Consider the following 14,306-nt stretch of genomic DNA (forward strand, 5'->3'; position numbering starts at 1 on the left):
CTAGCGGGCTAAGTTAAAGGACTGTGACAAAGAGTAAAAGGCTTCCATAACGACCCCTTCGGGCAGCGCCTTTGTGCCATCTATACTGCGTTGAATGTTTTCGATTTAGAACCACTAAACCGTCAAACATCCGCCTTGTCTAGATGGCACACAGACCGCTGCAAAAATGTACAGCAAAGGTCAGCAGGCCCTAACTAAGCGCTGATATAATAATTATTTAGTAAAACGTAACTTTCAGTATGTTGGGCACTTTGCAATAGGGTATAATGCTTCTATGAAAGAAGAAGCTCCCCAAAAAGTACGTTTTGTAACGGTTGAAGCCGACTTGGCTGGTCAACGTATCGATAATTTTTTGCGCACCCAGCTAAAAGGTGTGCCGAAAAGCATGATTTATCGCATTTTACGCAAAGGTGAAGTGCGGGTGAATAAAGGTCGTGTTAAGCCTGAATATAAGTTACAAGCCGACGATTTAATCAGAATTCCACCGGTTCGCGTGTCGGAAGGTGCGCCTGCGCCATCGCCAAAGCTCGATAAAATTGCATCATTAGAGTCGCATATTCTTTTCGAGGACGACCGTATACTTGTTATCAACAAGCCATCGGGAATGGCAGTTCACGGAGGAAGTGGCTTGAGTTTTGGTTTAATCGAAGGCTTAAGAGCCTTGCGTCCCGATGCCAAATTTATGGAATTGGTACACCGATTAGACCGTGACACGTCGGGCTGCATTTTAATTGCTAAAAAACGTTCTGCCCTTCGCCACATGCATGAGCAGCTTCGCACTGGCAAAATGGACAAGCGATATAATGCGCTAGTTGCAGGTGAGTGGCCTAAAACTCGATTTAAAGTTAAAGCGCCGCTTCGTAAAAATGTGCTGCAATCGGGTGAGCGCATGGTAAGTGTAAGCGACGATGGTAAACCGTCAGAAACTCGCTATCGCATATTAGAGGAATACGCGGGTGCAACCTTGGTTGAAGCGTCGCCTATTACAGGTAGAACCCACCAAATTCGCGTTCACTGTTTGCATGCGGGTCATCCTATTGCTTGTGACCCAAAATACGGTGATGCGGATTTCGACGCGGCAATGCGCCAAAAAGGGCTGAACAGACTGTTCCTTCACGCTCGCAGTATTTCACTGCTGCACCCAGCGACTGAAGAGCGCGTCACATTTACCGCGCCATTAGACGACACTCTCTCAAATACACTTAAAGCGCTGTAAGTTATGCATTCAAAAAAACAGGCTGTGGAAACACAGCCTTTCATTTCGTTAGATAAAACACTGCCTAAGTACAAACTTGTTATCTTCGATTGGGATGGCACGCTCATGGATTCGGCGACAAAAATTGTTAGCTGCATGCAGCTTGCTGCAAAGCAGTGTGATATGCCTGTTCCTACCTACGATGAAGTAGGTCACATTATTGGTATAAGTTTAAAGCCTGCCATTAAACAGCTTTTTAATATCAAAGACGATGAGTTAGCCGAACGTTTAGTCGCCGCCTATAAAGAGGCATTTGTCACTCGCGATACAACGCCGTGTCCTTTGTTTGATGGCGTTGAACAGTTACTTAGCAATTTGAAAGAAGCGGGATGCACATTGGCCGTTGCGACAGGTAAAGCGCGCCGCGGTCTTGATCGAGCGTGGGCACAAACAGGGACGGGACCTTTCTTTAGTGCGTCACGTACCGCCGATGAGGCAGAATCAAAGCCTTCGCCCGATATGCTCCTACAGTTACTTGATGAACTTAGTGTAAAAATAGAAGACGCCGTGATGATTGGTGACACAACCTACGACATGCAAATGGCGAAAACGATTGGTATGGATAGGATAGGTGTGTCATATGGCGTTCACGCGCAGGTTCATTTAGAAGCGTTGTTACCTGTAGCACTTGTACACTCTATAAGTGAACTAGAAACAGCGCTATTCAAATAGCGCTGGTTTGTAGCACTGCTTTGATACAACTGCTCTGATACAACTGCTCTGACAGAATTAGTGGCTTACTGTGCAGCCATTGCTAATAAATCGACATCGAAGTGTGCGCCCAGTAATTCATTTAGCAGCATTATCGGAAGACCGATTAAACTGTTAGGGTCGCGGCTTTCTATTTTATCGAACAGTAATACACCCAAACCTTCGCTTTTAAAACTGCCGGCGCAATCGAGTGGTTGCTCTTTATCTACATAGGCGCGAATGGTAGTTTCACTGTTATGCCGAAAGAAAACGCGTGTTTCATCTACCTGCGTTATCGTTTTATTGGCACTAGGTTGGTGAAGGCAAAGTGCAGTATAAAATGACACTTGCTTACCTTGGCATGCCATTAGCTGGTTTACTGCATTTTCAAACGTGCCAGGCTTGCCAAGTAGCTGCGGGCCCGCATCGGTTTGGACCAAAGCTACTTGATCACTACCTATAATAATGGTGTCGTTATTTACCTTTTCTAATTCAGCGGCAACCTTGTGCGCCTTTTGTTCGGCTAAACGTAAACTCAATGCAGTAGGGCTTTCGTTCGCAAAGGGCGTTTCGTCAATATCTGGTGCGTGGGTGTCTACCTGAATACCAATGTTGGCGAGCAACATTTTTCGGTATTGCGATGATGAGGCAAGAACAAGGGAGGCCACAATTACTCCTTTTATAAAATCAATATGTTGCGTACTTTCAGTTAGTAGTACAATGTTACATTATCACTGCGTACCACATACAGCGTTTTATTGTAGGTTAAAACGCAATTTTGCTTTGACAGGAAGGGGTTGACCCTATATCATGCGCGCCCTATGCAGAAAGTGAAACTCCCTCATTCGGTTGAACCGACTAAAAGTGCCATGAAACGTTCCGATTACCGGGGCGTGATTGCGTCTAAAGATATGGAACGATTGAGTGAAGCAGTTGTCCGATGCAATGACTATGTGGACGCAGAAGTACAGTTCGAAAAAGACGCGCAGGGTCTTACTGTCTTTCACGGCCATCTAGCCACGCAGGTAACACTTATCTGTCAAAGGTGTAATGGTGAACTCGATTATCCCGTGGAAGCGGAATTCTGTTTTACTCCAGTGCAGGGAGAAGAACAGGAAAGCGATGACATCATTCCCGAGGCTTACGAACCGGTAGAGGTCAACGACCACGGAGAAGTTAATCTGCTTCAAATTTTTGAAGACGAGCTACTGTTATCTTTGCCAATTGTGCCCCTTCATGCAGAGTCGGAGTGTACAGTGAAGCAGGACGATATGTCGTTTGGAAAGATTGAACCGGAACAAGAGCGACAAAACCCTTTCGCGGTTTTGAAAGAACTTAAGCGAGACCAGGAGTAAGTTATGGCAGTACAACAAAATCGTAAAACGCGTTCTAAGCGCGGTATGCGTCGCTCACACGATGCATTGACAGGCGCGACTTTGTCTGTCGATTCAACGTCGGGCGAAACTCACCGTCGTCACCACGTGACCGCTGACGGTTATTACAAAGGCAAAAAAGTAATCGGCGCGTAATACGGCGACTACATTTTGTCTAAACTAACCATCGCGTTAGATATCATGGGGGGCGATCATGGTCCCCCTGTTATCCTTTCCGCAGCCGTAAAGGCTATTCAACTTCACCCAGACGTGCACTTCACGTTATGCGGTGATGAAGATACCATCAAAGCAGGTATACAGCCCCTTACCAACGCTGAACGCAACCGCGTTACTATTGTGCACTGCTCACAAGTCGTTGAGATGGGCGAAGCGCCAACGTCAGCGCTACGAAACAAAAAAGATTCTTCTATGCGTCGCGTTATTGAACTTGTCGAAAGTGGCGAGGCAAACGCGTGCGTAAGCGCAGGTAATACCGGTGCACTGCTTACTTTATCATTCTATTTGCTTAAAACCTTATCAGGCATTGATAGGCCCGCACTCATTAATATGATGCCTACAACAGGGCACCATAACGTATTTCTTTTAGATTTAGGCGCAAACGTGAACTGTACGCCTGAAATTCTTTTCCAATACGGCGTTATGGGCTCAGTGCTTGCGCAAGAGGTGGCGGGCATAGCATCGCCACGGGTTGCCTTATTGAACGTAGGCGAAGAAGATATTAAAGGTAACGCACAGGTAAAATCTGCCGACCAGCTTTTTAAAGATGCGCCAGGCATAAACTATATTGGTTATGTAGAAGGCGACGACATTTTCACCGATCATGCCGATGTAGTGGTAACAGACGGTTTTACTGGAAATGTAGCGCTTAAATCGAGCGAAGGGCTGGCTAAGTTAGTGATAAACGAAGTAAAACGCCAGTCACAGAAGAACTTTTATACCCGATTATTGGCAAAAATTGCCTTCCCATTACTGAAATCTATCTATAACAGCGTGAACCCCGACCAGTATAACGGTGCGAGTCTGATAGGATTGCGCGGCATTGTTATCAAGAGTCACGGAAATGCACAAAAAGACGCCTTTTATTACGCCATCGTGCAAGCAATGAAAGAAGCAAAAATGCATTTACCTGAAAAGATAAAGACAAAGATAGAAACGGTATTGTTGGAGCAGCTTTGAGCAAATATTCACGCTTTATAGGAACAGGTAGCTATTATCCCAGCGACGTGCGTACAAACGCAGATTTAGAGCAAATGGTGGACACCAGTGACGAATGGATCACTGACCGTACCGGGATAAAAGAGCGACGTATTATTGGAGCAGATGAAACCGCTGCTACCATGGGGGCAGAAGCCAGTAAGAAAGCCATTGAGATGGCTGGCATTGACCCGAATTCTATCGACATGATTGTGTGCGCTACCACAAGTGGTCGCTATGCGCTTCCAAGCACAGCATGTGAAATTCAACGCATTCTTGATATTGACGGTATCCCTGCATTTGACGTAGCTGCTGCATGTGCAGGTTACTGCTACGCATTAAGTGTTGCCGATCAATACATTAAGTCTGGCATGGCGAAACGTATTCTTGTAGTCGGTACCGACTGTTTGAGCCGCTTGATAAACCCTGAAGACAGAACCATGGTTATCTTGTTTGGCGATGCGGCAGGCGCAACGATTATTGAAGCGAGTGATGAACCTGGCATTCTTTCCACACATATCAACGCATCAGGCTCTCATGGCGATTTGCTGTACGTGGGTAATCCAACCCGTGGTGACGAGCAGTCGGTTCACGAGAACTGGGGTGTGATGCGTGGTAATGAAGTCTTTAAGGTTGCGGTAACCAAGCTTTCAGAAGTGGTAGAACAAACCCTTGCTGCCAACGGTATGCAAAAATCTGATCTTGACTGGTTAGTACCTCACCAAGCAAACTTTAGAATTATTAAAGCGACAGCTAAAAAGCTGAATATGTCTCTTGATCAAGTAGTGCTTACGTTAGAGCAGTATGGTAATACCTCTGCTGCTACTGTGCCTACAGCGCTTGATACCGCTATCAGAGACGGGCGCATTCAACGCGGACAGCACTTATTACTAGAAGCATTCGGAGGCGGATTTGCTTGGGCATCGGCGCTTGTACGCTATTAGCCTTGCAGATATTTGCCTCGTTAAGGGGCACTCCAACTCCGACGTTTTCTCGCTTCTAGTAAATTAAAAATAATAAGGAATCGACATGACAAAGACAGCCTGTGTATTTCCAGGACAAGGTTCTCAAAGCGTAGGTATGCTAAAGGAACTTGCTGAGACTTCTCCGATTATCGAAGCAACGTTTAAAGAAGCCTCTGACGCGCTCGGCTACGATCTGTGGGATTTAGTCCAAAATGATACAGACGGTAAACTTAACGAAACCCATATCACTCAACCAGCGTTGCTTGCTGCTAGCGTAGCAATTTGGCGTGTTATTCGCGAGCAGGGCATCGATGTAGATTACCTAGCGGGTCACAGCCTTGGTGAGTACTCAGCATTAGTATGTGGCGGCGCCATGGATTTTGCTGATGCTATCAAGCTTGTGGAAGCCCGTGGTAAATACATGCAAGAAGCTGTACCAGCAGGTGCGGGTGCCATGTATGCCATTATCGGATTAGACGATGCCGCCATTGCGGATATTTGTCAGCAAACTGCTATTGCTACAGGCGATGTAGTTGCACCAGTTAACTTTAACTCTCCAGGCCAAGTGGTTATTGCAGGGGAAAAGAACGCCGCCGAGCAAGCTGCTAATGCGTGTAAAGAAGCGGGCGCCAAGCGCGCACTTCCTCTTGCGGTAAGCGTTCCTTCACACTGTGAGTTAATGCGTCCTGCAGCAGACAAGTTAGAAGACGCGTTATCGTCATTGAACGTTAATGAGCCTGCAATCAATATCGTGAATAATGTTGATGTCACTATTGAAACCCAAGGTGATGCAATCAAGAACGCATTAGTGAGACAACTATATTGCCCCGTTCAATGGACGCGTACTGTTGAATACTTGGCGGCAGCGGGCGTTGAGCGCGTTATTGAAGTAGGTCCTGGTAAAGTACTTACTGGATTGAACAAACGTATCGACAAGAGCCTAGAATCTCTTGCAGTTAATACACCTGATGGTGTTGAAGCATTAAAACAATAAGGAAACGCAATGAGTCAATTAGACGGTAAAATTGCGCTTGTTACCGGCGCAAGCCGAGGTATAGGCAAAGCGATTGCTACGCAGCTTGCACAGCAAGGTGCTACGGTTATCGGCACAGCAACCAGTGAAAATGGTGCACAAGCAATTAGCGATTATCTTTCTGAATTCGGCGGCAAGGGCTTTGCGCTAAATGTCACCGAAAAAGAAAGCGTAGATACCACGATTAAAGCGATCAATGAAGCACATGGTGGTATCGATATCTTGGTCAATAATGCCGGTATCACACGTGATAATCTGCTAATGCGCATGAAAGATGACGAGTGGCAGGATATTATCGACACCAACTTAACCTCAATTTTCACACTGTCAAAAGCGGTACTTCGCGGTATGATGAAGAAGCGTTTTGGTCGCATCGTGAACATTGGTTCAGTGGTGGGCAGTGCAGGTAATGCCGGACAGGCAAACTACACTGCAGCGAAAGCAGGGGTCATTGGTTTTTCTAAATCTATGGCGCGTGAAGTGGCTTCTCGTGGTATTACCATCAACGTTGTAGCGCCTGGTTTTATCGATACCGATATGACAAAAGCGCTGACCGATGACCAAAAAGAAGCCATTTTCAAAGATATTCCGGCTAACCGATTAGGCGAGCCTGATGAAATTGCAGCCACTGTTGCCTTTTTAGTAAGCGATGGTGCAGCCTATATTACAGGCGAAACTATCCATGTAAATGGTGGTATGTATATGGGGTAAATTCGCAAAAATTGCGAATTTTCCTTAGTTTGGGGTGGTATTTACCCGAACTTGGATGTAAAAATAGTATTTTACGAATTTCGAATGTCGCTGGTTTGACCAGAAAATTTGTTTAAACTGGTGCTTGCAAGGATGCACCTTGCAAAATAAACTAGCGGCACTTTTATTATCTAGTGACGTTTAAGGGAAACCTAGAATTATGAGTAACATTGAAGAACGCGTTAAGAAAATCATCGTTGAACAACTTGGCGTGAAAGAAGAAGAAGTAAAAGCAGAAGCTTCATTCGTTGACGATTTAGGCGCTGATTCACTTGACACTGTTGAGCTAGTAATGGCTTTGGAAGAAGAATTCGATACTGAAATTCCTGACGAAGAAGCAGAAAAAATTACTACTGTTCAATCAGCAATTGATTACATCAACGCTAACAAAGACGCTTAAGTCTTAAGTAGCGACAAAACGGCTCTTCTAACAGAGCCGTTTTTGTATCTCCTACCTTAGTTCCAAAGCGAGGGCTTTTTGTGACAAAACGTCGCGTAGTGGTTACTGGTCTTGGAATGCTTTCACCATTAGGTCTTAATAGCGAAGACACATGGCGCAAATTGCTCGCGGGCGAAAGCGGCATCGGTGAAATCACCCATTTCGATTGTAGTAACTATTCAACCCGTTTCGCAGGTCAAATTAATGATTTTGATCCGCAGGAATACATTGAAAAGAAAGAAACCAAGAAAATGGACCGCTTTATCCAGCTGGGTATAGCAGCAGGCAAGCAAGCCTTGGTCGATTCTGGTTTAACTATTTCACAAGATAATGCGCATCGTGTAGGTGTAGCTATTGGTTCAGGTATTGGTGGTTTAGAACAAATTGAACAAAACCATTTGAAACTGACAAATAGCGGTCCTAAGCGCGTATCGCCATTTTTTGTACCTTCAACCATTACCAACATGATCTCAGGCTTTTTGTCTATCATGGAAGGGTTGAAAGGACCGAATTTAAACGTTGTGACTGCTTGTACAACAGGCGTTCACAACATTGGTATTGCCGCAAGAACAATTGCTTATGGCGATGCTGATGCCATGCTGGCCGGAGGCGCAGAAGCGTCTATTACTCCGCTAGGCATGGCTGGTTTTGCCGCGGCACGTGCGTTGTCATCTCGCAACGACAACCCACAAGCAGCAAGCCGCCCATGGGATAAAGACCGCGATGGTTTTGTCATGGGTGAGGGCGCTGGCGTGGTAATGCTAGAAGAATACGAAGCTGCAAAAGCGCGTGGCGCGACCATTTATGCAGAACTGGTTGGTTTTGGCATGAGCGGCGACGCATACCACATGACTTCTCCACCTGAAGATGGAGAAGGTGCGGCAGCGTCTATGCAAAACGCGATAAATGATGCGAAGTTGGATGCAAGCGAAATCGGCTATGTTAACGCACATGGTACGTCTACGCCTGCAGGTGACATTGCGGAAGTGGCAGCAGTAAAACGCGTGTTCAATGACCATGCTCACAAGCTACTTGTTAGCTCTACCAAGTCAATGACAGGCCATTTGCTAGGGGCCGCCGGTTCAGTTGAGGCAATTTTCACTATTTTGGCACTGCGTGACAAAATGGCGCCGCCAACCATTAACTTGGACGAACCAGGTGAAGGCTGTGACTTAGACTTTGTTGCACACAAAGCAAAAGCATTCAATGAAGACTACGCACTGTGTAACTCATTCGGGTTTGGCGGTACGAACGGCTCATTGATTTTCAAGCGTATCTAATACGGCGTAACTAATATAGCGTACTTATCGCTGATTAAGTGAACTTCACGTATATTTAAAAGGCAGCTTCGGCTGCCTTTTGTTGTTTATACAGTTATATCTCACAGTAAATATCATAAAACTCAGGTCTCTTTGAGCACAGCTACAGCCAAATCAATTCAGCTAGACGTTGTCTGACCAACGCAAGTTGGTATACTTCCAACAACCACAATAACGGCGAACAAGAGTAGGCAGTGAGAATTATTCCTAGCGCTACGCCTATTTCATCAAGTGACAGGGCGTTTAATTATGGCGACGGTGTGTTTACCACATTGTTGGTAAGTGAACATCAAGTAAAATTATTGCCTTATCATATTTCACGTTTAGAGCACGATGCGGCAGCCATCAAGCTCAATATTGATATCCGCGCGCTTGAAGCCGCAATTGCTGAACAGGTTAAGACGATAAAGAGCGGTTCAGGTGATAACGCTTCTCCAAAATATGTGCTAAAAGTTCACGTGTCGGGAGGTCAAGCCGGAAGGGGGTATGCGCGAAGCGAAGACAGTGAAGCATTAGTCAGATTTAGCCAGCACCCTTACCCTGTCCATTACGATAGTCTTGCGAATGAAGGGGCAACGGTAATATGCGCTCAAACGCGGTTAGCCATTCAACCATTGCTTGCGGGTGTAAAGCATATGAACAGGCTAGAACAAGTCTTAATTAAGCACGAAGTAGACGACGCTGGCGTACACGATGCTATTGTTTGCGATACCCAAGATAACATTATTGAAGCGAGTGCTGGCAATGTATTTTTCTACCTCAATGAACAATGGTATACCCCGTCTTTGAAGGGAAGCGGTGTCAATGGCGTAGTCAGGCAGTGTCTTATTGATTCGCTGTTAAACGACAATTGTTCGCTTCACGTGGGGGAATATGACCTTTCTTATTTGCGAAAAGCGAGTGCAGTGGTAATTACCAATGCACTAATGGGCGTAATGCCGGTACAGAAAATACAAATGCCGGATTTCTCTTATGTCGATTTTGATGTAAGAAGCGATGCGATTGTAGCGCTAAAGACACGGCTTCAGACTGCGCTTCAAAATTAACTAAAACGCACTTCTCACAACGGGGTTCGTCAACGTTTTACGAGCTTCACCAGATTAGTAGTAAAAAGAAATAAAATGGAATGTAAAGCAATGAAGAAAGGGGAAGTTCAAGCATGAAGCGGGTAATTGTTATTCTATTATCTCTTGTCATGCTTGCCGTTGTTGGGGCAGCCTCTGGCGTAATGTATGTCTCGAGCAAGGTTACCAATGAACTAGCATTAAAAAGTGAAACCTTATTTACGATAGAGAGCGGCAGTAACGCTTATCGTACCGTGAAACACTTGCGTAAAATAGGCATGACCGATGTGTCGCCCTTTGTTGCTAAGGTGTGGCTCAAATTCTTTGCAGGCAGTACGTCTGTTAAGTCTGGCACCTACATGCTGCGCCCAGGGCAGTCACTAGTAGATGTGTTTACCTTGTTTACTGAGGGCGATGAGCACCTCTTCGCAGTGAGTCTAGTTGAAGGGCTAACTCTTGCACAGTGGCTTGAGGCGCTTAAACAAAACACAGATTTGGTGTTTGATTTAAATGAAGGGAAATTAAACCAGCTCACTCAGGATAATGGTGTAGATTGGTGTTGCGAAAACGTTTCGCAGACAGAGGGCGTATATTTGGCTGATACGTATTTCTTTACCAAAGGCACAACCGCAAGCGAGGTATTGAAAAGAGCACACCGCGCGCTAATTGACTTTGTTTCTAGCGAATGGGAATTACGGGATGCCGAACTGCCGTTAGCCACACCTTACGAGGCTCTTATCTTAGCGAGTATCATTGAAAAAGAAACGGCTGTGCCTGCGGAACGTGACATGATTTCAGGCGTTTTCGTCAATAGGCTAAACAGAAATATGCGTCTTCAAACTGATCCCACCGTGATTTATGGTATCGGTCCTACGTTTGACGGAAACATTACCCGTAAGCACTTGCGAACAGCAACGCCTTACAATACCTATGTTATTAAAGGGCTCCCACCTACGCCTATCGCGATGGCAGGCAAGGCCGCCATTCACGCTGCGTTGCACCCACTGACAACGGATGCACTCTATTTTGTGGCGAAGGGCGATGGCAGCCATCAATTTTCTACGACACTAGCTGAACACAATGCAGCTGTGCGAAAATACCAGTTAAAACGATAGCCGTATTGATGCAGACAACCGATACGTTATAGCTAAACAAAAAACAGAGTTTAAAAAGTAATGCGCGGAAAGTTTATTGTAGTTGAAGGCCTTGAAGGGGCAGGAAAAAGCTCAGTAATAGGGCTAATTGTTCAAGCATTAAAAGACGCGGGAAAGCGCGTTGAGCAAACTCGTGAGCCGGGCGGCACACCTATGGCTGAAGCTATTCGAGAATGTGTAAAACACGACTGGGATGAGACCGTTAGTGAGGAGACTGAACTACTTCTTATGTATGCGGCGCGTGTGCAATTACTGACCAATAAAATCTTACCTTCACTTGATGCTGGTGCGTGGGTAGTAGGTGACAGACACGATTTATCATCTCAGGCTTATCAAGGTGGTGGTCGAGGCGTCAGTGAAAAAACGATGACGGCCATCAGCGATATCGCCCTTAAAGGGTTTAAGCCTGACCTAACCTTATACCTAGATGTCGAGCCAGCTGTCGGACTAGAGCGCGCCCGAGGGCGAGGGGAGCTTGACCGTATTGAGCAAGCGGGGCTTGCTTTTTTTGAGCGAACTCGTGCTAAATACTTGTCGCTCGCTAAGCAAGATGAATCTATCGTCGTGGTAAGTGCGATGCAGTCTATGGAAAAGGTTCATCAAGACGTGACTGCTATTATCAACGACTATGTGACGACCATAAACAGCGCAAGCAGTGACATAGCGCAAAACGAAAGTATGCAGGGGAAAGGCTAATGCAAGTACTGCCTTGGTTTGCTGCAACGTTCTCGACGTTACTGTCGCGCTATTTGGCAAAAAAACTTCACCACGGTTTACTGCTGACAGGGCCGAAAGGGATTGGAAAATACCAACTCGCGCTAGGGTTAAGCAGCACGTTATTGTGTAAGCAACCAAGCATAGATGGGCCATGTGAACAGTGTCAAAGTTGCCATTTGAGGCAAGCTGGAAACCACCCAGACTTTCATGTTTTAGAAAGTGAAAAGCAGTTAGGTGTGGATAAAATTCGCGAGGGCATTGGCAAGCTATCAGGTACTGCGCAAATGGGGGGCAATAAAGTGTTGTTGATTCCCCGTGCCGATACCATGACGGAAGCGGCAGCTAATGCACTGTTGAAAACCTTAGAAGAACCCACAAATAATACCTTCTTGCTGCTGATCACTGACAGTATCAATAAAATTATGCCGACCATATTAAGTCGATGTGAACGGCAGATACTCTCACTCCCGTCAGTGTCAGACAGTTTGAACTACTTAAACGCTAAGGGCGTAGAAGATGCAAGCGAAGCGCTATTGGCAGCTTATGGCTATGCCCCTCTTCGCGTAGAAGAGGCTCTCAGTGGTGAAGAAGACATTAGCTATCGCAATTTTAGCGATGGTATGCAAGCGCTCTTAGCAGGCGATGCAAATTTGCAAGTACAAACGCTTGCGAATAAGTGGCAGGACAATGCGCCTCAAATCGCATTGTGGTGTCAACAGATGGCCCATGACGAATACATAAAACGTCAACAGGCTGTTGATTTTAAACGCTATGAAGCGTGTGTTGATGCGGTAAGAACGCTGCAGCACGCAGGTGTAAACAAATCAATGGTACTTTTTGGGTTACTAAAGCAATTTCAACGTTAATAGGCAAACGCTGGCTTGTCGAAGCCCTTTTGTCTGACAGCAATTTTTTAAAACAGGTGTAGTTTGTTCGTAGATTCTCATTGTCACTTAGACCGACTTAAGCAAGGGCCAGAAGAGCTGGCTGAAACCTTAAATTTCGCAAGAACCCGAGGTGTTGAACACTTCCTTTGTGTGTGCGTATCTGTTGGTGATTACGACAGCATGTTAGCAGCTGTAAGTCAGTTTGAAGATGTATCAGTATCTTGTGGTGTGCACCCACTACATCAAGATGAAGCGTGTAGCTATGAAGAACTGTTAGAGAAGGCGCAGCGTGAAGAAGTGGTAGCCATTGGCGAAACTGGGCTGGACTATTTTTATAGTCCGGGAAGTAAAGAAGTCCAGCTAACGTCTTTCGTCGACCACATCAAAGTAGCTAACGAAACTAAAAAGCCGTTAATTATTCATACGCGGGATGCAAGGGAAGACACCATTAACTTACTCCGCCAACACAAAGCTGCGCACACTAAAGGTGTTTTGCATTGCTTTACTGAATCATTAGACATGGCGCTGGCAGCAATAGAGATGGACTTCTATATCTCTATTTCAGGCATCGTAACCTTTAATTCAGCAGATGAATTGCGTGAAGTGGTAAAAGCGATCCCTTTAGAGCGACTACTTATTGAAACTGACTCACCATGGCTTGCGCCAGTTCCTCATCGAGGTAAACAAAACCAGCCAGGTTACGTGGTAGAAGTGGCAGAATTTATTGCTGAGCTTAAAGGCGTGACGGTAAAAGAATTAGCGGAAATTACCACGCAAAACTTCTACACGCTGTTTTCTTTAGCTGCGAAGAAGAAAGCCGCGTAGCGGTAAGTATAGGCGATTTTACTCTCGGAGGTGGTTATGCCCCAGTGGCGACAAGGGTTGACAAAGAGTCTTCACCAAACCCGCAGTATGCCAGAAAGTCGTTACTTTCAGTTAGCTACTGTGGACGGTAGTGGTGTACCGTACTGCCGTACCGTGGTTTTTAGAGGGATCACCGACGACAACCAACTGGTGGTTATTTCTGACACCCGCTCAGATAAGTATGACCAGCTTGGCCAGAATCCTTACTCGCAGGTTTGTTGGTATTTTTCTAAAACCAGGGAGCAATATCGCTTCTCTTGTACTGCAACAATAATAACGTTACATCAAGATGCTGACTTAGTTACTCAGCACTGGAATAAATTGTCAGATGCGGGCAAAAAGCAGTTCTTATGGGGCGAGCCAGGCACGCCAAGAAACGATGGCTCGGCACTTCAGGTTGAAGGGGACTTTGGTGTAGTTCCTCCTCACTTTTGCGTGATCATGCTGGCTATCGATAGCGTAGATTACCTGAATTTGAGAGGTAACCCTCAAAGTCGAGAGTGGCATCAAAAAGACGGAAATGGCAACTGGGTTAGCCAGTCATTGATACCGTAGGTAACCACCTCTAGTCTCTAAGTAGG

At 45.7% G+C, this 14,306-nt stretch carries 17 protein-coding genes; 16 read left to right on the top strand and 1 reads right to left on the bottom strand.

Translation table 11 applies throughout. The features are described from left to right. Positions 1-274 precede the first annotated feature (274 nt). Both rluC and MHM99_RS13140 read left to right on the top strand, forming a co-directional pair. Positions 275-1,216, top strand: a complete 942-nt coding sequence (rluC, locus tag MHM99_RS13135; RefSeq protein ID WP_014979112.1) for a 23S rRNA pseudouridine(955/2504/2580) synthase RluC — start codon at positions 275-277, stop codon at positions 1,214-1,216. 3 nt (positions 1,217-1,219) lie between these two features. Next, on the top strand, positions 1,220-1,927 hold the full coding sequence (locus tag MHM99_RS13140) for an HAD-IA family hydrolase (RefSeq protein ID WP_239219674.1): 708 nt from the start codon (positions 1,220-1,222) through the stop codon (positions 1,925-1,927). Positions 1,928-1,992: 65 nt separating this feature from the next. On the opposite strand, the gene MHM99_RS13145 is transcribed toward MHM99_RS13140, so the two are convergent. Beyond that, positions 1,993-2,613, bottom strand: a complete 621-nt coding sequence (locus MHM99_RS13145; protein ID WP_239219676.1) for a nucleoside triphosphate pyrophosphatase — start codon at positions 2,611-2,613, stop codon at positions 1,993-1,995. Between the two features lie 153 nt (positions 2,614-2,766). Between MHM99_RS13145 and yceD the strand changes: the two genes are divergently transcribed. The 14 genes from yceD to MHM99_RS13215 all read left to right on the top strand — a co-directional run bounded on the left by yceD (position 2,767) and on the right by MHM99_RS13215 (position 14,280). Continuing rightward, positions 2,767-3,300: a 23S rRNA accumulation protein YceD gene (gene yceD / locus MHM99_RS13150; RefSeq protein WP_014976324.1), complete on the top strand. Its 534-nt coding sequence runs from the start codon at positions 2,767-2,769 to the stop codon at positions 3,298-3,300. Positions 3,301-3,303: 3 nt separating this feature from the next. Further along, the gene (gene rpmF / locus MHM99_RS13155) at positions 3,304-3,474 is read left to right on the top strand and encodes a 50S ribosomal protein L32 (RefSeq protein WP_012518206.1); all 171 of its coding nucleotides are present in this window, start codon (positions 3,304-3,306) and stop codon (positions 3,472-3,474) included. A gap of 15 nt (positions 3,475-3,489) precedes the next feature. After that, the gene (gene plsX / locus MHM99_RS13160) at positions 3,490-4,515 is read left to right on the top strand and encodes a phosphate acyltransferase PlsX (protein ID WP_239219678.1); all 1,026 of its coding nucleotides are present in this window, start codon (positions 3,490-3,492) and stop codon (positions 4,513-4,515) included. Then, positions 4,512-5,477, top strand: a complete 966-nt coding sequence (locus MHM99_RS13165; RefSeq protein ID WP_239219679.1) for a beta-ketoacyl-ACP synthase III — start codon at positions 4,512-4,514, stop codon at positions 5,475-5,477. Before plsX ends, MHM99_RS13165 begins: the two co-directional genes overlap by 4 nt. Before the next feature lie 85 nt (positions 5,478-5,562). Beyond that, positions 5,563-6,492, top strand: a complete 930-nt coding sequence (fabD, locus tag MHM99_RS13170) for an ACP S-malonyltransferase (RefSeq protein WP_014949213.1) — start codon at positions 5,563-5,565, stop codon at positions 6,490-6,492. A 9-nt stretch (positions 6,493-6,501) separates the two neighbouring features. Then, positions 6,502-7,242, top strand: coding sequence for a 3-oxoacyl-ACP reductase FabG (gene fabG / locus MHM99_RS13175; protein WP_239219680.1), 741 nt, complete (start codon positions 6,502-6,504; stop codon positions 7,240-7,242). Positions 7,243-7,441: 199 nt separating this feature from the next. Continuing rightward, the gene (gene acpP / locus MHM99_RS13180; protein ID WP_012518211.1) at positions 7,442-7,681 is read left to right on the top strand and encodes an acyl carrier protein; all 240 of its coding nucleotides are present in this window, start codon (positions 7,442-7,444) and stop codon (positions 7,679-7,681) included. A gap of 80 nt (positions 7,682-7,761) precedes the next feature. After that, positions 7,762-9,000 carry a beta-ketoacyl-ACP synthase II gene (gene fabF / locus MHM99_RS13185; RefSeq protein ID WP_014949215.1) on the top strand — a complete coding sequence of 413 codons (1,239 nt, stop codon included), beginning with the start codon at positions 7,762-7,764 and terminating at the stop codon, positions 8,998-9,000. A 233-nt stretch (positions 9,001-9,233) separates the two neighbouring features. Further along, the gene (pabC, locus tag MHM99_RS13190) at positions 9,234-10,085 is read left to right on the top strand and encodes an aminodeoxychorismate lyase (protein WP_239219682.1); all 852 of its coding nucleotides are present in this window, start codon (positions 9,234-9,236) and stop codon (positions 10,083-10,085) included. 113 nt (positions 10,086-10,198) lie between these two features. Continuing rightward, on the top strand, positions 10,199-11,218 hold the full coding sequence (mltG, locus tag MHM99_RS13195) for an endolytic transglycosylase MltG (RefSeq protein WP_239219683.1): 1,020 nt from the start codon (positions 10,199-10,201) through the stop codon (positions 11,216-11,218). Between the two features lie 60 nt (positions 11,219-11,278). Then, on the top strand, positions 11,279-11,953 hold the full coding sequence (tmk, locus tag MHM99_RS13200; RefSeq protein ID WP_168463429.1) for a dTMP kinase: 675 nt from the start codon (positions 11,279-11,281) through the stop codon (positions 11,951-11,953). Beyond that, positions 11,953-12,840 (top strand): DNA polymerase III subunit delta', encoded by an 888-nt coding sequence (locus MHM99_RS13205; RefSeq protein ID WP_168463428.1) that lies wholly within the window; start codon positions 11,953-11,955, stop codon positions 12,838-12,840. Before tmk ends, MHM99_RS13205 begins: the two co-directional genes overlap by 1 nt. Positions 12,841-12,903: 63 nt before the next feature. Further along, positions 12,904-13,686 carry a TatD family hydrolase gene (locus MHM99_RS13210; protein ID WP_239219684.1) on the top strand — a complete coding sequence of 261 codons (783 nt, stop codon included), beginning with the start codon at positions 12,904-12,906 and terminating at the stop codon, positions 13,684-13,686. Between the two features lie 36 nt (positions 13,687-13,722). Beyond that, complete coding sequence (locus MHM99_RS13215; protein ID WP_239219689.1) at positions 13,723-14,280, top strand: pyridoxamine 5'-phosphate oxidase family protein; 558 nt, start codon at positions 13,723-13,725, stop codon at positions 14,278-14,280. The last annotated feature ends 26 nt before the right edge of the window (positions 14,281-14,306 follow it).

It is taken from the genome of Alteromonas sp. MmMcT2-2, from assembly GCF_022348305.1.
Taxonomy (GTDB): Bacteria; Pseudomonadota; Gammaproteobacteria; order Enterobacterales; family Alteromonadaceae; genus Alteromonas; species Alteromonas macleodii.